Source organism: Gilliamella sp. BG7 (assembly GCF_046635565.1).
Lineage (GTDB): Bacteria > Pseudomonadota > Gammaproteobacteria > Enterobacterales > Orbaceae > Gilliamella > Gilliamella apicola_P.
Window position 1 is genome coordinate 38,435 of record NZ_JBIDFB010000004.1, and the last position, 20,921, is coordinate 59,355.

20 protein-coding genes are annotated in these 20,921 nt (G+C 34.0%); 10 read left to right on the forward strand and 10 right to left on the reverse strand.

Annotated elements, in window-relative coordinates; genetic code table 11:
* Positions 1–113: 113 nt before the first annotated feature.
* From ACGH49_RS03975 to ACGH49_RS03990, 4 genes are all read left to right on the forward strand, one after another.
* Positions 114–1,166, forward strand: coding sequence for a bifunctional transcriptional activator/DNA repair enzyme AdaA (locus ACGH49_RS03975; RefSeq protein ID WP_411588298.1), 1,053 nt, complete (start codon positions 114–116; stop codon positions 1,164–1,166).
* 172 nt (positions 1,167–1,338) lie between these two features.
* Positions 1,339–1,890 (forward strand): adenine phosphoribosyltransferase, encoded by a 552-nt coding sequence (apt, locus tag ACGH49_RS03980; protein ID WP_065559991.1) that lies wholly within the window; start codon positions 1,339–1,341, stop codon positions 1,888–1,890.
* A gap of 271 nt (positions 1,891–2,161) precedes the next feature.
* Positions 2,162–2,932 (forward strand): dimethylargininase, encoded by a 771-nt coding sequence (gene ddaH, locus ACGH49_RS03985; RefSeq protein ID WP_065608562.1) that lies wholly within the window; start codon positions 2,162–2,164, stop codon positions 2,930–2,932.
* A 51-nt stretch (positions 2,933–2,983) separates the two neighbouring features.
* Entirely contained in the window at positions 2,984–4,378 is a 1,395-nt protein-coding gene (locus tag ACGH49_RS03990) for a basic amino acid/polyamine antiporter (protein ID WP_065608560.1), read from the forward strand.
* 142 nt (positions 4,379–4,520) lie between these two features.
* Here the strand turns inward: ACGH49_RS03990 and ACGH49_RS03995 are convergent, their stop codons facing one another.
* Complete coding sequence (locus tag ACGH49_RS03995) at positions 4,521–5,504, reverse strand: AEC family transporter (protein WP_065608558.1); 984 nt, start codon at positions 5,502–5,504, stop codon at positions 4,521–4,523.
* Between the two features lie 1,062 nt (positions 5,505–6,566).
* Here ACGH49_RS03995 and ACGH49_RS04000 point away from each other — a divergent pair.
* The gene (locus ACGH49_RS04000) at positions 6,567–6,713 is read left to right on the forward strand and encodes a S24 family peptidase (RefSeq protein WP_411588299.1); all 147 of its coding nucleotides are present in this window, start codon (positions 6,567–6,569) and stop codon (positions 6,711–6,713) included.
* A gap of 5 nt (positions 6,714–6,718) precedes the next feature.
* On the forward strand, positions 6,719–6,952 hold the full coding sequence (locus ACGH49_RS04005; RefSeq protein ID WP_411588300.1) for a hypothetical protein: 234 nt from the start codon (positions 6,719–6,721) through the stop codon (positions 6,950–6,952).
* Between the two features lie 236 nt (positions 6,953–7,188).
* On the opposite strand, the gene ACGH49_RS04010 is transcribed toward ACGH49_RS04005, so the two are convergent.
* The 4 genes from ACGH49_RS04010 to ACGH49_RS04025 all read right to left on the reverse strand — a co-directional run bounded on the left by ACGH49_RS04010 (position 7,189) and on the right by ACGH49_RS04025 (position 13,000).
* Entirely contained in the window at positions 7,189–8,319 is a 1,131-nt protein-coding gene (locus tag ACGH49_RS04010; RefSeq protein ID WP_411588302.1) for an ABC transporter permease, read from the reverse strand.
* 5 nt (positions 8,320–8,324) lie between these two features.
* On the reverse strand, positions 8,325–11,123 hold the full coding sequence (gene rbbA / locus ACGH49_RS04015; RefSeq protein ID WP_411588303.1) for a ribosome-associated ATPase/putative transporter RbbA: 2,799 nt from the start codon (positions 11,121–11,123) through the stop codon (positions 8,325–8,327).
* Positions 11,124–11,136: 13 nt separating this feature from the next.
* Complete coding sequence (locus ACGH49_RS04020; protein WP_411588304.1) at positions 11,137–12,210, reverse strand: HlyD family secretion protein; 1,074 nt, start codon at positions 12,208–12,210, stop codon at positions 11,137–11,139.
* 268 nt (positions 12,211–12,478) lie between these two features.
* A complete protein-coding gene (locus ACGH49_RS04025; RefSeq protein WP_411588305.1) occupies positions 12,479–13,000 on the reverse strand; it encodes a DUF2867 domain-containing protein in 522 nt (173 codons plus the stop codon).
* A gap of 266 nt (positions 13,001–13,266) precedes the next feature.
* Here ACGH49_RS04025 and argE point away from each other — a divergent pair, with 266 nt between their 5' ends.
* Positions 13,267–14,424: an acetylornithine deacetylase gene (gene argE / locus ACGH49_RS04030; protein WP_411588306.1), complete on the forward strand. Its 1,158-nt coding sequence runs from the start codon at positions 13,267–13,269 to the stop codon at positions 14,422–14,424.
* A gap of 57 nt (positions 14,425–14,481) precedes the next feature.
* Here the strand turns inward: argE and rnz are convergent, their stop codons facing one another.
* Positions 14,482–15,399 (reverse strand): ribonuclease Z, encoded by a 918-nt coding sequence (gene rnz, locus ACGH49_RS04035; RefSeq protein WP_411588307.1) that lies wholly within the window; start codon positions 15,397–15,399, stop codon positions 14,482–14,484.
* Between the two features lie 6 nt (positions 15,400–15,405).
* A complete protein-coding gene (locus tag ACGH49_RS04040; protein ID WP_065608543.1) occupies positions 15,406–15,633 on the reverse strand; it encodes a YccJ family protein in 228 nt (75 codons plus the stop codon).
* Positions 15,634–15,706: 73 nt separating this feature from the next.
* On the opposite strand from ACGH49_RS04040, the gene yaaA reads away from it, so the two are divergent.
* Together yaaA and ACGH49_RS04050 are read left to right on the forward strand one after the other, a co-directional pair.
* Positions 15,707–16,480 carry a peroxide stress protein YaaA gene (gene yaaA, locus ACGH49_RS04045; RefSeq protein ID WP_411588308.1) on the forward strand — a complete coding sequence of 258 codons (774 nt, stop codon included), beginning with the start codon at positions 15,707–15,709 and terminating at the stop codon, positions 16,478–16,480.
* Between the two features lie 10 nt (positions 16,481–16,490).
* A complete protein-coding gene (locus tag ACGH49_RS04050) occupies positions 16,491–17,444 on the forward strand; it encodes an AEC family transporter (protein WP_411588309.1) in 954 nt (317 codons plus the stop codon).
* A 9-nt stretch (positions 17,445–17,453) separates the two neighbouring features.
* On the opposite strand, the gene ACGH49_RS04055 is transcribed toward ACGH49_RS04050, so the two are convergent.
* From ACGH49_RS04055 to nfi, 3 genes are all read right to left on the reverse strand, one after another.
* Positions 17,454–18,311 (reverse strand): carboxylate/amino acid/amine transporter, encoded by an 858-nt coding sequence (locus tag ACGH49_RS04055; protein ID WP_411588310.1) that lies wholly within the window; start codon positions 18,309–18,311, stop codon positions 17,454–17,456.
* Positions 18,312–18,487: 176 nt separating this feature from the next.
* A complete protein-coding gene (locus ACGH49_RS04060) occupies positions 18,488–19,234 on the reverse strand; it encodes a tRNA1(Val) (adenine(37)-N6)-methyltransferase (protein WP_411588311.1) in 747 nt (248 codons plus the stop codon).
* Positions 19,224–19,889 (reverse strand): deoxyribonuclease V, encoded by a 666-nt coding sequence (gene nfi / locus ACGH49_RS04065; RefSeq protein ID WP_411588392.1) that lies wholly within the window; start codon positions 19,887–19,889, stop codon positions 19,224–19,226. The genes ACGH49_RS04060 and nfi overlap by 11 nt, the downstream gene beginning before the upstream one ends.
* A gap of 59 nt (positions 19,890–19,948) precedes the next feature.
* On the opposite strand from nfi, the gene ACGH49_RS04070 reads away from it, so the two are divergent.
* Positions 19,949–20,530, forward strand: coding sequence for an IMPACT family protein (locus ACGH49_RS04070; protein WP_065559996.1), 582 nt, complete (start codon positions 19,949–19,951; stop codon positions 20,528–20,530).
* Positions 20,531–20,921: the final 391 nt, after the last annotated feature.

Genomic DNA, 20,921 nt, shown 5'->3' on the forward strand with positions numbered 1-20,921 from the left:
TAAAATAAAAATAGTTGTCGATTTTTCGGTTGCGATGCTTACTGTTTATTTAATATGCTAAACAGATTACGAAACCCAGTTATCAATTAACTAAAATTAAGATTTTAAAAATTATGCTTATTACCAATTTAGACAAAAGAAAACAATATTATCAGGCTTTACTTGCAAAAGACCAAGGCTATATTGGGATATTCTATGCTGGAGTTAAAACAACTTCGGTATTTTGTATTGCAACTTGTCGGGCAAAGAAACCAAAATATGAAAATGTAGAATTTTTTAGCACTTTCAAAGAAGCTCTTGATGCTGGATATCGTCCTTGTAAAATTTGCAAACCAACTGAAAATTCTAACGCAGCACCATCAGAAGTCATTAAAGCTATCGCATTAATTACCCAAAATCCTAAAACAAAAATATCCGATATGATATTAAAAGAGCATCAAATAAGCCCCGAAACGATCAGACGCTGGTTCAAAAAAAATTATGGTATTACCTTCCAAGCCTATCAAAGGATGTATCGAATAAATAATGCCTTTCAAGAGCTTAAAATTGGTAAAAATGTCATTAATACCGCTTATGATACAGGATATGAGTCATTAAGTGGTTTTGGATACACTTACAAAAAAATAATGAAAAATGCCCCATCTCAAAATACTAATAACGAAATTATTTTGGTTAATCGCCTAACTACACCATTGGGACCAATGTTTATTTGCGCCACTAATCAAGGTATTTGCCTATTAGAATTCGTGGATCGTCGAATGTTAGAAACAGAATTTAAACAATTACAAACACAACTTAATACAAAATTTATTTTTGGAGAAAATAGCCATATTGTTCAAACTAAAAATGAAATTGATGAATATTTTCAAGGAATAAGAAAATATTTTGCAGTTAAATTACATACTCCTGGAACAGATTTTCAGCGAACTGTTTGGGACAGTTTAAAACAAATCCCTTATGGAAAACTAACTACCTATAAAGAGCAAGCAGAAAACATCAATAATCCACATGCTATCCGCTCAGTTGCAAGCGCAAATGGATTTAATCGAATTGCAATTATCATACCTTGCCACCGAGTCATTGGCTCAAATGGTGAATTAATGGGATATGGCGGAGGGTTAGAAAGGAAACGATGGTTAATTGAACATGAAAAAAGACATTCTTAATTGTTCCATTATAATTGCTGTGCTAAATACAGTAATGGCAATTTTATTACTTAAATTATAAGTATTGCTAGGTTTCAGCATGATATTACGGTTTCTTTGTTGCAACTAAAAAGTTTGCAGGTATATAATGTAAGATTAGCAACTCTTATAGAAGAACTTAGAGAGCATTTAGATGAATCAGTTACAAGAAAAACTTGCATTAATTAAAGACAGCATTCTTACTATTCCCAACTATCCAAAAGAAGGGGTTTTGTTTCGTGACATCACAAGTTTACTTGCTGATCCTGCTGCATTTAAAACCACTGTTGAATTATTAATTGATCATTATCGTGATAAAAAAATTGATAAAGTAGTAGGCACAGAAGCTCGAGGCTTTATTTTTGCTGCACCAATTGCGTTAGCGTTAGGTGTCGGTTTTATTCCTGTTCGAAAACCTAATAAATTGCCTCGCCACGTATTTAAAGAAGAATATCAACTTGAGTACGGTACAGATACGTTAGAAATTCACACTGATGCCATTAAACCAGGTGAACGAGTATTAATTATTGATGATTTACTTGCTACAGGTGGAACAATTGCTGCAACAGCGAATTTAATTCGTAAAGCTGGTGGCATTGCCGAAAACGCCGCATTTGTAATCAACTTACCAGATTTAGGTGGCAAAACAAAGTTAACGGATATGGGAATTGATTGCTTTACTTTAGTTAATTTTGACGGCGAATAATTACTATTAAGGGCACAATTAGTGCCTTTTTTTATTTTGAATACTTTTATCTCTTTTCCTTTCTAAAATAAAATAAGTTAGTCATTTTCATTGCATAAAAATAGATATGTACCACCACTCTATCTAAATTCAGCTAAATAAATCAAGATAAAAAACCAACAAAACCTCCAAAAACGAATAAAAATACACTTTACATCTTGATAAAGATATAAATGTGAATTATTATTCATAAATAAAGCATAATTATTTAAAACAAAAGGAAATAGATAGAATGAAAAAATTTAACCATATTATTGCAAGAACACCCGCCAAATCTTTAATTAACGGATTAACGTCAGCTAACTTGGGTAAACCTGATTATCAAAAGGCCTTAGATCAGCATAACTATTACATTCGAGCACTACAGCAGTGCGATGTTGATATCACTATTTTACCACCCGACGAACGTTTTCCTGATTCAGTCTTTGTTGAAGACGCTGTGCTTTGTACCCCATATTGTGCAATTATTACAAGGCCTGGCGCAGAAAGTCGCCGAGCAGAAACCGAAATTATATCAGACACCATTGAGCGATTTTATCCCAATAAAGTTGAGCGAATCACCGCACCAGGCACCGTTGAAGCGGGTGATATTATGATGGTTGAAAACCACTACTATATTGGCTTATCTGCTCGAACCAACCAAGCTGGTGCTAACCAAATGATAGCTATTTTAGAGAAGTACGGATTAACTGGTTCGGTAGTTAAGCTTGAAAAAGTATTACATCTAAAAACAGGTTTAGCTTATTTAGAAAACAACAACCTATTAGCAGCAGGCGAATTTATAACTAAACCTGAGTTTCAACGCTTTAATATTATCGAAATTCCCGAACAAGAAAGTTATGCTGCCAACTGTATTTGGGTTAATGATCACGTAATAATGCCGATGGGCTATCCAACAACAAAAGCAAAAATAGAAAAACTTGGCTACCAAGTTATTGAAGTTGATACATCGGAATACCAAAAGATTGATGGTGGCGTAAGTTGCATGTCACTAAGATTTTAATCGATCTATATTAAATATTAACCTTACTAAACCACATAATAAGACAACAACATGAATACATCGGTAAGAAAAAAGCTAGGCATCCTGCCACTCACACTGTTAGTGGTTGGCAGTATTGTAGGCAGCGGTATTTTCAGCCTACCACAAAACATGGCCGAAAGTTCGGGCTCTGGCGCTATTTTAATTGCATGGATAATAACCCTATTTGGCATGTTAATGCTAACACGGATATTTCAGTATTTATCGATTCGATTTTACAAAATCAATGATGGATTATATGGTTATGTGCGTGAAGGTTTTGGCGATTATATCGGCTTTAATGCCGCGTGGGGCTACTGGATATCAGCATGGATGTCGTGCACCAGCTACCTAGTGATTTTATTTAGTGCATTAGGATCTTTTGATTGCTTGAGCTTCTTTGGTCATGGTACCACATTACCTGCCGTTATTACGGCTATCATATTTTTATGGATAGTGCACTATTTTGTATTAAAAGGAATATATCGTGCTTTTTTATTAAATTGCCTAGTAACATTAGCGAAAATCGTGCCTATTGGTTTATTTATTGTTTGTGTTAGCCTTGCCTTTAAAATATCGACATTTAAGATAGATTTTTGGGGAACACCGCAATTAGGCTCAATTATCGAGCAAGTAAAAAACACCATGCTCTATACCGTTTGGGTCTACTTAGGGATTGAAAGCGCAACTGTGTATGCTGCTAGAGCCAAAAACATCATCAGCATTAGCCGAGCTACCTTTTTTGGCTTTGCTATTACCAGCTTATTACTTGTTTGCGTATCTGTGTTATCGCTTGGTATTGTGCCACAACAAGAACTTGCTCAAATGAAAAACCCTTCCATGGCACTTGTTATTGAACATGTAGTAGGCAGCTGGGGAGCAACATTAATTAATATTGGTTTAATTGTGTCAGTCAGTGGTGGATTACTATCATGGTTAATGCTAGCGGCCGAAATGCTATTTTTAGCTGGCCAAGGCACACAACACACAGTACCAAGTTGTTTTGGAAAACTCAACAAAGCAGGCACGCCATCCAACGCATTATGGTTAACAACATGTTTAATAACCGTATTAATTATCCTTGCCCACTACTATCAATCTGGCTACAACACATTAATCCAATTATCAACCTCAATGGTGCTTATTCCCTATTTACTGGCGGCTCTCTTTGTTTTTAAATTAGCCGTTCAACAAGGTAAAGCCTACTTAATTATGATTGGCGCTTTAGGATCGCTTTATGGCATATGGTTGATTTATGCTGGTGGCACAGTTTATTTATTACTGTCGATGATACTCTATAGTATGGGACTCTGTTTTTACCTTTATGCCAGAAAGGAACGATCTTTGCCAGCATTTAGTTACTTGCATGACAAAGTGTACACAATTGCAATTAACCTGTTAGCTATCATCGCTATTTTATACTTATAGCTTAGTGTTTTTTATACCATAAGGTGCCTTATATGAGAAAAAATGATTAAAGAAAGTTATTTGCCAAAAACACATGTAATTGATAATAAATACCCTCGTTTAAAACTCAATGAGGGCATTTATATTTGGCTTTTATTTATTATTAAGCAACACCGGGAATGGTGAAGTCCATAATAAGTAGCAAGGTTGGTAATATGAAGATAGATAAAACCGTTGATGCAAAGAAAATGCTTGATGCTTGTTCTTGTTCAACATTCCAGTTGTAAGCCAAAATAACTGCTGTCGAAGCTGTTGGCATTGCCAATAAGAAGACTAATTCTTCTGCTTCCATACCTGTGATACCAAACAGATATACGGAAATAAGTGCAACAATTGGTGTAATAAAACTTTTCAACACAACATTAATCATTAACGGTTTAGACAATTTCAATTTAACACCATGAATACCAACACCGACCGCAATAAGTGAAATAAAGTTACAAGCATTTGACATAATATCAAAGGTGTTAAACACAAAATGTGGTAGCCATTTAGTGCCATCGGTAACGCTTACAATTAACCCTAAAATAACGGCTAAAAACATAGGTTTCATAAGTGAATTTTTTACCGCACTAAAGATCATACCACCGGTGACTTTACCACCAGATATTTTAGTATCACAAAGTTCTAATAAGAAAATTGTCATTGGAATCAATGATAATGCAACAACAAAATTAGCAATTGCTACCGAAATAGTTGACGCAGCTCCTAACATTAATGTTAAGAAAGGTACTCCCATTCCACCCATGTTAGGAAAGCAGCATAGCATTGCATTCATAGCCGTCGACTTTAATTCTTTATGCAAAATGTATTTATTAGTTAAAAAACAAACTATCCATAAAAATGACATAGTACAGAAAAACGCAATCATCCAAACTCCATTGAATATTTGCGAAGGTTTAGCATGAGACGTATGCACAAAAAGTAAAGCCGGAAAGACAAAGTTTGATACAAGCCCTGATAATAATTTTTTAGAATCCTTTGAAAAGATTCCTTGTTGTACACATAACCAACCAAGAAAAATTAACAAAAAAACCGGAAGACAAGAACTAACAACTTGCCCAACTGCTGACCAGATCAGATTCATTTTTTAAAACTCCTAAAATAATATTACTAAAAATACAAATTCGGTAATTGGTCGGTAACTTCAGATTAGATATTATATTTATTGACCTAGCTAAAATAAGTGGGTAACAAAATCGAATATATTTATTACATGTAAGACAATATTCTTCGTTGTTGAAACTTGATATTATTAAATGCTATTTCGCACTTAGTATGCTTAATTAAAGACATTCCCTAATAAAAACCTTTGTTATATTCAAATGTAAAATATAGTAACTTAGGCATTATTATACTTATTCTTCTCGACCTTGTGTAAATCAAGGTCTGCAAACTGTCTTAAAAACACAAAAAACTATTAAAACTTTGCTCAAAACTTGCTGATAATAGAGTTTTATTTCTTTAAAAAATAAATAGATAAGAAAACATAAAGTATTAACGTTAAATTATAGTAAAAATTAATATAACACTAAAACTTCCTAAATAATTCTTTTTTATAACGTATTATTTGTTATAAAAAAATACACCTATCATAGTTAATAAATTGATTTAATTAATTTATATAATAATTGCTGCTATAAAGCTTTATTGTTGATATTTACATAAAAGCAATAAATAAAGAAAACAGTATATAGTAAAGTTTGTTTAGAAATAATCAATTAATGACTGGCGTAATGTAAATTATTTATGAGTCATTGTAAAATCAGTAATGCAATTTTGACTATTTAAGTTAAAAATATCTTACCTTTCTCAGTATTTTTAGTCTAACTCCAATATTCCCTATTTTATTTAATTATCAAGTTCAAAATTAATCAATTTTTGTTTAATTGCTATTTTTTACATTTATCTTTATTTAAAGAACAACTTTACACTGTATATTTACACACCGTTATTTAATATACCTATAACAATAAGGTATGAATTTCGAAATTAGTTTAAGAAGAGTTTGTTGAATAAAGATTGTTTTATTCTAGATGGTATTGATATTTCAATTAATTCTGCAACTAAAAATCACTAACTGTAGTTGAGCCTCCAGTTAGAGTGGATTTCCATCTCCGCCGATGATTATCTAGAAACTAAACTTGATTTGACTGAATATTTAGTAAAACACCCTAGCTCAACATATTATATTAAAGTGGTAGATGATTCTATAATTGGTTATGGTATTTTTAGAGGTGATCTATTAATCGTGAATCGAACTTTACATTCATTACGAAAACGAGTACATGTATAATTGGGTTGATTGATTGTAATAATTTTTATGCTTCATGCGAGCGCGTATTTAATTCTAAATTAGAAGGAAAACCAATCGGCATTTTATCTAATAATGATGGTTGCGTTATTGCTCGTTCCAATGAGTTAAAACCGCTTGTTCCTATGGGCATGCCTGCTCATCAAATTCCCCCTCCGCCCCGAAAATTCGCAAGCAAATTACTTTACTCAGTTGCAATTACGAACTTCATGGCGATATGAGCCTGCGTGTCTTTGATACTGTACGAAACTATACGTCAAATATTGAGCCTTATCTATTGATGAGGCATTTATTCAATTAAATGGATTTTAACAAAATTATCAGCTTTAGCAAAAATATTGTACATGTATTTAAAAGTACCATAAAAATTAATTGCGGTTAGAAATTTTCATAAATATTTAAAATAACCCTTCTTGTTAAAAATAAAAGTACTAATTTGGTAATAAAATATGGAAAGTTATGATCCCATATTCACAATTGAACTACGAAAACGCCTTAAAGCAATTAAAAAGAATACAGTACCAATTGCCAATAACCACGCAAATGAAGTCCAAACCACGCTTAAACCAGCACCTCGATACAGTATTGCCTGCCCTAATTCAACAAAATGCGTGGTTGGAGCAAACATCATAATGTTTTGCACAATTTCAGGCATGCTTTCACGCGGAGTACTACCCCCAGATAGCATTTGTAGTGGTAATAAAACTAAAATTAGTAACATTGCGAATTGCGCAGTGGATTTTGCTACTGTTGCCATAAATATCCCTAGTGACGTTGTAACAAAAAGATGCAATGCAGCTCCAATCAAAAATAAGCTTACCGAACCTGCAATTGGTACTTTTAGCCAACTATGAACAACTAACAACAACGCCACCCATGTTGATATTAATACCACAAGTCCCATTGACCATACTTTGGAGAGCATAATTTCAAAAGGGGTAACAGGCATAGCAAGGAGATGGTCAATCGTACCATGTTCCCGCTCTTTCATTAAGGCTGCCCCAGTTAAAATAATAGATAATGTTGTCACAATATTGATAATTTCCATGACTGAACCAAACCAAGATCGCGTTAAATTAGGATTAAATGCAGTATGCACTTGTATATTAACGGGCAAATTAGGTGTCTTACTGTAACGATTAACATATTCAGTTACTTCACCAGTAACAATCTGTGTTATATAACCATTTCCAACAAACGCTTGTCCCATTCGTGTTGCATCAATATTAAGTTGAATTTCTGGACTTTGGCTATTTAGCACATCACGCTGAAAATTAGGCGGAATATTTAAAGCAAACGTATAATTATCCGTATCCATACCATGATCAACATCGTTCATTGAGTATAATTTAACGGGATCATTAAACATCGGCGGATAAAATGCTGCAATAATTTGCCGTGATAACGGTGAGTCATCTTCATCAACAACTGCAATCGAAGCATGGTGCAACGAATCAGATGTAGCTGTTGCGGCAATGTAAATATCAAAGGTAAAGCAATAGGCAATTAACAACAACATGATAGGATCACGCAATAACCCCCATAACTCTTTTATTCCTAAGCGATAAATATTAATTAAACTTTGCATAATATCTATCCTTCTTGTTTTTTAAGAAGAAAAATACTTGCCCCAAGAACAATGGGGATTGTGACCAATAAAGCAAATATTGAATTATGCAAATCCATAAAACCAAGTGCTTTATTAAACACACCGCGAGCAATAATTAGCATATGTGTTGTTGGATAAACCTCACCAATATAACGACCACCACCTTCTAAAGATGCGACAGGATTGAGTAATCCCGAGAATTGAATTGCTGGTAGCATTGTACCTACACAAGTTAAAAAGATAACAGCAATTTGACTACGAGTAACAGTTGAAGCTAACAAACCAAAACCCGTTGAAATAATGCAGTAAGCAAAGGCAGCAAGGCATAAAGTAAATAGACTTCCTTTTACGGGAACAGCAAAAATGGTGATTGCCATAAATAACAATAATAAAAAGCTAAACATGGAAATAATGATATAAGGCACTTGCTTACCTAGCAAAAATTCAGCTTTAGTTACTGGAGTTACATATAAATTGATAATTGAACCCATCTCTTTTTCACGCACAACCGATAAAGCTGCCAGCATAGATGGAATCATCAATAATAAAATTGGTATTACAGCCGGCACCATAGAAGGTAAGCTTTTAATATCAGGATTATAACGGTATCTTGTTTCTATATTTGCCAAACTAGTTGAGGATTTTCCTGTTACTTCTTTTACTTTTTCACTTAGCCAAGCAAGATGCATTCCTTGAACGTAACCTTTAATTGTTTCAGCTCGTAGCGGCATTGCCCCATCAATCCAAATAGCAATATCAACAGGATCACCTCGTTGTATATCTCGCCCAAAATTGGGAGGGATTTCAATCGCTAAAGCGATTTCATTACTTCTTAACCGCGCGTCCATATCGTTATAATCTATAATTGGCGCTCTTTCAATAAAATAACGTTTAGAACCTGATAAATTAAGAATATAATTTTGACTAATTACACTTTGATCTCGATCAAGCACAGCAAAATTCAGATCTTCAACATCCATCGTAATGCCATATCCCATAACTAACATTAAAATTGCTGAACCTAATAACGCTAATAATGCTCGTAAAGGATCTCTAGATAATTCAAGTGTTTCACGCCATAAGCAACCTATCATACGGTTAAGACTAAACCCTTGAACATTATGATGTGGTAATGTTTTTGTTGCTTGATTGAGTATTTCTTTTGGTGGTTCAACAGAGTGTTCTTCTGCATTACTATCATCAGCTCCTGCATCAACAAGATAGTTAATAAAGGCCTCTTCTAGTGTTTTAGCATTTTTGGAGCTGATAATGTTATCTGGCGTATCGCTTGCTAATACTTTACCTGCATGCATTAATGAGATTCTATCACACCTTGCAGCCTCATTCATAAAATGAGTTGTGATAAACACTGTTACTTTATCTTTTCTAGACAGTTCGATAATTAAACGCCAAAAATCATCTCGAGCAATGGGGTCAACGCCGGATGTTGGTTCATCAAGGATAAGAATTTGTGGATTATGCACAACCGCAACTGACAATGAAAGCCGTTGCTTTACCCCTAAAGGTAAGCTATCGGGTAGATTTTCTGCATCTTGTTCTAAACCAAAACGTTTTAGTAATTCTTCAACGCGGGCAGGTATTTTACTTTCTTCAATACCAAACAGGCGTGCATGTAGAACTAAATTTTGTTTGACCGTTAATTCACTATATAAGGAAAATGCCTGAGACATATACCCCAAATGACGCCTAACGTTAATATCACTAGCATCAACAGGTTTACCAAATAACCATGCTTCTCCTGATGAAATCGGCAATAAACCCGTTAACATTTTCATGGTGGTTGATTTACCACAGCCATTTGAACCTAAAAAGCCAAATATTTCACCTTGTTTAATTGAAAAATTAACATGATCAACTGCGATAAAATTACCAAATTGTTTAGTTAAATCTTTTGCTTCTATGGCTGTTTGCAAATCTTTATTAAGATCTAAAGGTGGAATTTCGACAGTTTGATAACCTTGTCTAGCACTTTCTGGCATTAGCTGAATGAATGCATCATCTAAATTAGCTTTTCCTGTCTTAGCTAGTAAGGATTTTGGTGTGCCAGTTTCAAGAATCTTACCGCCATACATTGCCACCAACCAATCAAAATTTTGAGCTTCGTCCATGTAGGCTGTTGCAACAATCACACTCATTTGGGGTCTTTGTTCACGAATTTTGTTAATTAACTGCCAAAATTGGGCTCTGGAAAGTGGATCCACCCCAGTTGTAGGTTCATCAAGAATTAACAAATCAGGATCGTGGATTAAAGCCGAACATAAGCTAACTTTTTGCTTCATACCACCGGACAGTCGCCCTGCTGGTCTTGATAAAAATGGATATAACCCAGTACTACGCGTTAATTCATCAATACGGCGGCGACGCTCGGTCGCATCATTACCAAACAGACGAGCAAAAAATTGTAAATTTTCTTCAACGGATAAAGTCGGATAAAGGTTTTTGCCTAACCCTTGCGGCATATAAGCAATACGTGTGCAAACATTTTTACGGTGTGTTTTATCTTTCATATCACCGTCAAGTACATATACTAACCCATCTTGAATAACATGCGCACCAGCAATTAATGATAATAAACTTGATTTTCCAACACCGTCTGGTCCTATCAATCCAACCATACATCTTGGCGGTATAGCTAAAGTGATATTATCAAGAGCAAGGTTCTTTTTATAATGCAGTGATACATCACTAATTTTTACCACTGCATCATCGAACGATTTAGCTTCGGTTGATAAAGCTAAATCTTTATTGTCGGATTCTGACATATGCTATCCCCAATTATTTTGTTGGACATTTTGCAACATCAGCTAAGCCTAACGGCCACGAAGCTTTTGGATCAAGTTTTACCCAAGCCACGCCTGGTAAACCTGTTTTAACTTGATTAATAAAGCATTTTAATAATTCAGGGCTTAATTGCGCTTTTACTCTAAACATCAATTTTTGACGCTCATCTTTAGTTTCAACTGTTTTAGGCGTAAACTGCGCAACGCTTGATACAAACGATATTTTTGCAGAAATTGCTTTATCTGGTAGTGCATCTAAAATCAATCTCACTTCATCACCAATACCCACTTTACCTGCGACCGTTTCAGGTAAAAAGAATGTAAGATAAACATCATACAAATTAACTAAATTTAATACTTTTCCGCCTGAAGGTAAAACTTCACCTAATTGTGCTATTCGGTATTGAATACGACCGTCAACAGGGGCATTTAAAGTACTATCATCAATATCAGCTTGAATTCTTTTAATATTAGCACTTGCAACATTGATTGCCGATGTGGCGCTATCAACACCCGCTTCGGCCACTGCAATCGCTGCGTCAGCGGCAGTAACTTGTGATTTGGCAGAATCTAGTGCTGCTTTAGCATTGTTTACTTTAGCAGTATCGTCATCAAATTGTTGAATAGATATTGCACCTTTTTGATATAGTGCGGTAGTTCGTTGTAAATGTTTTGAGGCGATATCTAAGTCACTTTCCTTTTGGCTTACACCTGCTTGCGCTGCAACTTTATCACTCATTTTTAATGCTACTTGCGCTTTAGCACTTGCTTCATTACTAACCGCTTGGCGGTATTGTGCTTGGGCTTCATTAAGTTGTGCTTGTAAGGTATCAGTTTGCATGACGACTAAAGCTTGACCGGCTTTAACAAAATCGCCCTCATCAACATTAATTTTTTCTATTCTACCGGCTAATTTAGCTGAAATATTGATTTCAGTCGCTTCAATACGTCCGTTGCCACTAATAAAATCTGAACCATACCCATCAGTTTTTAATTGCTGCCATAAAATAAAAATAATAGAAATAATAACAACTGCAATAACAATCCATTTCCTGCTTATATTTTTCATATAACACCTTATTTTTTTAAAACGATTCATAATAATTTTTAACGAGATAACAAATCGTTATAGCCTAATCAATTGCATCGTTTAAATAGTATCAAATGTTTATGGCAAATAATATCTGTTCATAAAACAATCGCAATAAAAGCTAAAAAATTAAGCAGGATGGTTTTATATTTTATTTATAGATTTGAAATTAATAACATCACTACATTATGCAATAAAGCTGATATGCTCATTACAAATTGATAAGTTATTTATAATAAATGACTTATTATTTTATATTTTCAAATAATTTATTAACAATATAAGGATGTAAAATAGCAACGGGTAACATATATAATTTCCCCCAGATATTGTGATTTTTAACTGATGCAATTAAATATACTGTATTTTTACTTATGTCATTACCTTTATCTACAACACGAATACAAACACATACATCTAAATGGCAATCTTTTACAACTAATGTCAGTTTATCATCGGTTTCCTCTGTTATGGTAAAAAAATCGGCCATATTGCTTTCGTCTGGCTGATGCTTATTTTCCGCAGAACTATCAAACCCATTAATCGCTTTGACACCGATTAATTTCACTAAACAATCCCTTATTTTAAATAGTATTTTTAGCCATCTAGGTTGATAAGATGTCATCATTTTATAAGCTTCATAGGCTGTCAATTTTTTAGAAATATCTTTTTTTTGACAATCTAAATAATCGATTTCTTCTGCAATAAAGCTTACATTATCAGGTAATGTTTGCCGTACTTTTATAATATTGTTTTGTTTATTTTTCATATAATTATTCCCCTTCCTCCTATTATATAAAATGCTTATCTAAAACATGAATAAAAGTCATAAAAAACACCACATTCAACAAATTTAGCAGTCAATTTAACTCATAATCAGCTAACTATGCATTAGTTAATGCTCATATTGAATTCTACCTAGACTAAAACATTAATTGAAACAGCGTGGTTAGTTATATGCAAAAAATAATGTAAATGGTATGCTTATAACATTATTAAAAGTATATTTTCGATTTGTCATTTAAAGGTGAATTTATGACGCTACCATCTTTTTTAACACTGTATAATGAATTAATTTCAACACCTACAATTAGTAACGTTGCTAACGAGGAATTAGATTATTCTAACAAACCGCTTATTGATAAATTAGCCAGTTGGTTTGAAGATTTAGGTTTTGCTATTGATATCCAACCCGTACCTAATACTCGTCATAAATATAATATGCTAGCTACCTATTCAAATAGCGAAAATAAAACCCAAGGTGGCTTATTGCTAAGTGGACACAGTGATACTGTTCCGTTTGATGATGGGCAATGGACTAAAGATCCCTTTAAGTTAACGGAAGAAAATAATAAGTTATATGGACTTGGCACCGCTGATATGAAAGGCTTTTTTGCTTTTATTTTAGATGCTCTGCGTGACATTGATCTTAAAAAGTTAACTAAGCCCATTTATATCCTTGCCACCGCCGATGAAGAAACATCGATGGCTGGTGCCGCATTTTTTGCGAAGAATACTAAATTACAACCTGACTGTACTATTATTGGCGAACCAACATCGTTAATCCCCATCAGAGCACATAAAGGATTTATCTCTAATTCCATTAAAGTCATTGGTAAATCAGGGCATTCTAGTGATCCCGATAAAGGTATTAACGCTATCGAAGTGATGAATTTAGTCATTGAACGCTTGTTAGTACTAAAACAAAAATTTAAAGAACAATATCATAATGACGGGTTTAGCGTTCCTTACCCTACTCTAAATTTAGGTGTTATTCACGGGGGGGATGCGGCCAACCGTATTTGCGGTTGTTGTGAGCTAGTGATTGATATTCGTGTATTGCCCGATAACGATGTTGATTCACTTTATCATGCGCTTTGTGAAGCACTGCAACCAGTTATGGATAAATATCCAAATCGAATTGCTATAGAATACGAAGTTGCCCCAATTCCGGGCTATGAGTGCAAAAAAGATCATCCAGCATTACAACACATTGAAAAATTAGTTGGTCATAGTGCGCAAACAGTCAACTACAGCACAGAAGCCCCCTACCTAAACCAAATTTCACCAACGATTGTATTAGGACCTGGTTCAATTGAACAAGCACACCAGCCCGATGAGTTTATTTCAATGGACTTTTTAAAACCAACTAAAATAGCAATAGAACAACTAATTAAGGATTTTTGTCTTTAATCTGTTTTTTATTCGCCGATAAAATAACATCGGCGAAATTTTATAAAATAAATCTAACTAAATGGAAAAAGTTGCAAAATCGGTAGCGATTTCAGTATTTGCAAAAACACTTTTTGCTTCATTAACTAGCTTTTTATTGTTATTCAAATTATATCTTGGGCTTATATGAGTCATAATAAGTCTTTTGGCATTAGCTTGTTTGGCAATCGTTGCCGCATGTACAGTAGTGGAATGACCACGTTCAATAGCCTTATCAATTAAAGCATGTTCTTGGGTTGCTTCATGAACAAGCAAATCAACATCATTAGCAAGATTAATTGAGGTTTGGCAAGGAATAGTATCACCTAAAATTGCTAATTTTCGGCCTTTTTTAATTTGACCTAAGTAATCTGTGCCATTAATTATTCGCCCATCATCAAGTGTAATTGTTTTACCATTTTTAAGATCGTTATAAAAAGGACCAGCCTGAATATTATCTTGCTTTAATTTATCGATATTAAGCTGAGCTGGTAGATCTTTTTCGATAATACGATAACCAAAACACGGTACACGATGTTGTAATAATTTTGCTTCTACTTGAAACTGATTATCTTCAAAAACGGTACAATCTTCTTCAAGCTCAATGATGTTAAGAGGATAGGTTAACCAAGAATAACTAATTTCAATAACAGTTTCAATAAACTGCTTAATTCCTTTTGGCGCAATCAGCGTTAAAGGAGATTGGTTTTGCATTGAAGACCGAGATGCTAATACACCTGGTAGTCCAAACAGATGATCACCATGTAAGTGTGTTAAAAAAATGATCTCAAGTTTAGCAAGACTAAACTTGGCTTTTTGCATTTGCATCTGAGTTGCCTCACCACAATCAAAAAGCCAGAATTTACCTCGCTCTTGTCTCAGATCCAATAAAATACAGCTCACATTACGTTGTAATGTCGGGGAACCACCACTTGTTCCTAAAAAAGTCAAATTCATAAAGATTTAAACATTTTTACGTTCAATAGTCTGCTCACCCCAGAACAACTTATCCGCTTTGGTTTTAGAAAACGCAATTTTTAACACTTCATCACTACCTTCTGACCAAATTTGTTCGGCAAGTTTTTCATCATGGTTAGCTAGCTCAAAAATAGCTTCTGCAATTTCAATCGAGGTTTCACGAATAGAAGCCCAAGATTTAATATCATGTATTTCTTTTCTATCGATGTTCATTTTGCTACTCCTTTGAGTTGAATTAGATGTAAAATAAACCTATTTACTGAAAAACACAATAGATTAAATATATATGATAACAATTATTTCACCTGCGAAAACTTTGGATTGCCAATCTCCATTATTAACCCCAAATTACACACTTCCTCAATTTATTGGCTCAACTAAAAGACTTATTCAAGATTGCAAAAAACTAAGTGTTGAGAATTTAGTTAACTTAATGTCTATTAGCAAAAAATTAGCCGAACTAAATTATGAGCGATTCAAAAATTGGCATAGTGATTTTAATCTTGAAAATGCAAGACAAGCTATACTTGCTTTTAAAGGTGATGTTTATGAAGGATTACATGTTGAAGATTTTACTGATAAAAATCTAAAGTTTGCACAATCCCATTTAAGAATATTATCAGGCCTTTATGGTATTTTAAGACCACTTGACCTAATTCAGCCTTATCGGTTAGAAATGGGGATCCGCTTAAAAAATGGTAGTAACACTAATCTTTATCAATTTTGGGGCGATACATTAACAGAACACCTTAGTAGTGAACTAGTCAAAACATCACATCGCACATTAATCAATTTAGCCTCAAACGAATATTTCAAAGTGATAAAACCAAAACAATTAAATGCAACTATAATTCAACCTATTTTTTTAGATCAAAGCAAAGATACCTATAAAGTTATCAGCTTTTATGCAAAAAAAGCACGCGGACTAATGAGCCGATACATTATAAAAAATTGCATTGAAAAGAGTGACGATATTAAAAGTTTTAATCTAGAAGGCTATCAATTTGATTCGAAACGATCAACTGACTTAGAATGGTACTTTATACGCAATCATCAATAAAATAATAACGATGGAATTCCTTACTACATTATGGGCACAGTTTTTATCTACTTTGCCTTTATTTATCTTAATTTTATTAGGATATTTAGCTGTTAAAATTGGTAGTTGGCAAAAAACAGTAACCGATAGCTTAACTAAATTTACTTTTTATATTGCATTCCCCATAATGCTGTTTCAGATTATGAGTCATTTTTCTGAACAGTCGCAAATCGATATAAAAGTGTTATTTGTCTTTTTTGGTGGATCATTTATCGTCTTTGCGTTTGGTTGTTTAGTTGCATCAAAATTATTTAAATTAACAGGTTCAGAAAGTACACTTTTTGCTATGGGTGGTATCTATACTAATACCGTCTTTGTTGGCATTCCCATCATCAAAATGCTACTTGGCGAGAAAGCAATCCCCATTGTAGCCATTATTGTTATATTTAACGCTCTGATTTTATGGACACTTGCTACCGTATCAATTGAATTTGTTCAAATGGGTAAATTTTCTGGACGAAGCTTTATCAAAGCATTAAAAAACATATCAAAAAACCCTATTATTATTGGTGTTTTTGCTGGGATTGTGGTGAATTATATTGAATTACCTATGCCTAAATTTATCAATCAGTCAACAAAAATGGTCAGCGATATGACTGCACCACTCTCATTAATTGTGCTAGGTATGGGACTGGCTGAATATAAAATTCGTGACAAATTACTTATTACGACCGCTATCTGTATTTTAAAATTAGCTGCATTACCAATTGTTACTTACATTATGGGTAAGCTATTAGGTTTACCAACTTTGGAATTACAGGTAGTGGTATTACTTAGTTCGGTTTCAATTGCAATAAATTGTTATATGATGGCAAGACAGTTTGAAGTGTTACACGGACCTATTGCTTCGAGTTTATTAATATCAACAGCATTGTCTTCTATCACAACGCCGTTGATTTTATCAATTATGACGCATTTACCTTAAGGCGGGCAATTAATGCACAACACGTTTTTTGATTTTGTAGTGCAGCAACAATGCCAAAACAATAACAATACTACCCAATAAAAACCGTAACCAATCAATGGATTGGTGCCAAATCACCACATTTACTAAAATCCCCGTTGGGATAACCACATTATTCATAATTGCCAAAGTCCCCGAATCGACTTTGGTTGCACCAAAATTCCATAAAAAATAACATAAACCTGACGCAATAACACCAAGCCAAACAATAATGCCCCATTGTAAATGAGTTGTGGGTAATTTTGACCAATTGCCAAATAACACCCACCCCAAAGCAGCAACAATCACCGCACCAAAATAAACCCATGCAAAGGCTTGATGTTGTGGCATTGGGTAAATTTCCATAATCCTTTTATATCCTACTTGCCCTAAAGCAAAAACAATATTGGCCCCTTGAATTAATAAAAAACCAATAATAAAGTTGGCACTAATATGATCATAACGAATAATAGCGGCACCAATAACTGCTATTATTGCCGTAAAAAGGTAACTCAATCTTAATGGATGACCTTGCAATAAATCATAAATAATCGTGACATAAATTGGTGTAAAAATGGTAAACAACAGCACTTCAGGTACTGAAATATATTGGAAGGAATTATAATAAAAAAAGTACATAATCCCTAATTGACATGCTCCTACTCCCATCAAAAGCAACATCTGCTTAAAACAAATATTTTTAAAACGTAAAAATGGTGTAAAAGTAATAAAAGCAAATAACACTCGCATAACAACTGCAAACCAACTATCTACCTGCCCACTTAAATAAACCGCTATAAAACTAAACGAAAAAGACCAAATAATTGTTACAAAAATAAGATAAAACATATTTGATTAATCAAAAGATAATGGTAAATAAATAAACTATCGTATCAATTCACCTAAAATATGTAAACCTCAATTCCTAAGATGTAAAATTACACGCATTGTAAACAATTGTAGTTATCCTCTAAAATGAGTGGCAGATCATATATTTAACATCTAATTATCCAATCATTTATGTATTATTTTCGAAATAGATAAAAGTCAGCTAATAATTTTCTGAAGTCTTGAGAATAACGCCCATCACCATCTCGCATACACAATTGCTGCTCATCAATCTTATTAGTCTGGATAAATGAAAAAGCCAATAATGATAACGAAAAGTCTTTATCTGCATTATATCTAACATTCATCAGTTGGAGTAAATATAACTGATTAGATTCACATAATAACCTAAACTGATTGGATAAATGATAAGGTAAAACTAAACAAAATTGCCCTTTCGGTTTTAGTAAGCGCTTAACTGTGTCAATAAGCTGTTGAAAGTTCAAGCATTCGGTATAACGTGCCAACTGTCTTTGGGAATTGCGACAATCAACAGCAGTTTCAAAATAAGGGGGATTAGTCACAATCAAATCATAGCCCACCTCATAACTTGGCTGAAATTGATTAATATCGGTATTAATCGCATTAATCGAAGTAAATCCAGCTTGTTCGCTATTTTGCTGACATTGTGATACCGCCTGCATATCAATATCGATGGCATCAATTTGGCTGTTATCATGTTCTAACCGCTGAGCTAACATTAACGCAATTACACCACAACCACAGCCAATATCGAGTACCTTTTGCGGAGCCGAATCAATCGGAACCCAAGCCCCTAACAAACAACTATCGGTTGTTACCTTCATTGGACTTTTATCGTGCGCCACAAAAAAACGCTTAAAAGTAAAGCCACCTTTTTTTAACGGTAATGAATTATTCTGCATAAATAAACTTCTTAAACAAAGGCTTGTTGGATGCTATCGCATCAGCCCAGCGAGTCGGTTCTGGCAAACGATAGCCCCGCAAGCATAAATTAACCCATTTTAAGGCACTATCTTGACTTACTCGGTGACCTGTTGAAATAAATAAAGGATTGCAATTATTTTTACTACATAAAACCCAACCAATCTGTTCTTGCTCGTCTTGTAAAGGTGTTACATTACCTGCTTTCTTAGGTAATATTTCGTATTGACCGCAAAGCCTTTTTTTAGCAACACCAATTGTTGGCATATCTAACAACAAGCCTAAATGACTCGCAATACCTAACCGCCTAGGATGTGCAACACCTTGCCCATCAACTAACAATAAATCAGGCTTTTGTTTTACCTGCTGCCAAGCGGCAAGTAGCGCAGGGTATTCCCGAAAAGACAAATAACCAGGAATATAAGGAAACCCTGTCTCAACCCGAGCAATATGATACTCAACAACCTCGAAAGTTGGATAGCGCAAAATAACGATTGCTGCTCGAGTAATCTTGCCATTATCTTCAAAACCGACATCAGTACCACCAACGTAATTTATTGACGGATTAAAGTCATCATCGCATTTAACCTGCTTGGCTAACGCCTGCTGTGTTTGCATTAATTGTTCTAAATTGATAGACATTTTTATTCTGTTCAGTATCATTATTCCAATAGATTGATTTTATCAGAATTAGCATGCCATATACATTAGCAAATCCTACCGAGTTAACAGAAGAAATCAAAAAAAGTCGTTTTATTGTCAATGCAGCGCCAGTCACATCAGCTGAACAAGCTACCGACTTTATTAATCAAATAAGCGATCTCAACGCCACCCACAACTGCTGGGCATGGAAGATTGGACAACAATACCGATTTAATGACGATGGCGAGCCCACTAGTACAGCAGGTCGCCCTATTCTTTCAGCCATTGAAGGACAAGATTGTGACCAAGTGGTTGTAGTAGTAACTCGTTACTTTGGTGGCATAAAATTAGGTACTGGAGGATTAATTCGTGCCTATGGCGGTTCGGCTAGCCACTGCTTACAACAAGCTGAGCTAATTGAACTCATTGCCCGCATAACGCTACAATTTCACTGCTATTATAACGAATGGCCAATTATCGAAAATCGTCTAAAGGAACTTGATTCCATTGTTGAAAATCAAGAGTTTGATGCTGAAGGTGTAAAAGTAAACGTCGCTATCACAAAAGACAAATTGCAACTTCTACAAAAAAACATTAGCGACATCACTCGTGGACGAGTTATTATTGAATCATAAAAAACCTTCCGGTGAAGCATTGATTTTGTTGAAGTTTTTATGTAATAGTGACCACCTACACGGCGGTAAACATAAATAAAGGCTTTTTCAGTAACATCAGGTCTTTCTAAACCGCCTACACGGTGGTAAACGAAGCCAATATACTATAACTCCATTTAGCAAAATGGCAAACAGGATTTTTCTGTCAAAAACCCTTTTTTACAAGACATTATTAACCTTTTGTTTTTATTGATTTTAATTTATTTTAAAAAAAAGGGTTAGCTAAATTTTATATTTTGAAGCAATTTTTAAATTGTATTTTCAAAAAATACATCTAGTGAATTGATTTTATTTTAAATGTGAAATATTACTATACATTATTTTTCTCACTATAAAAATATGCTTTATTGCC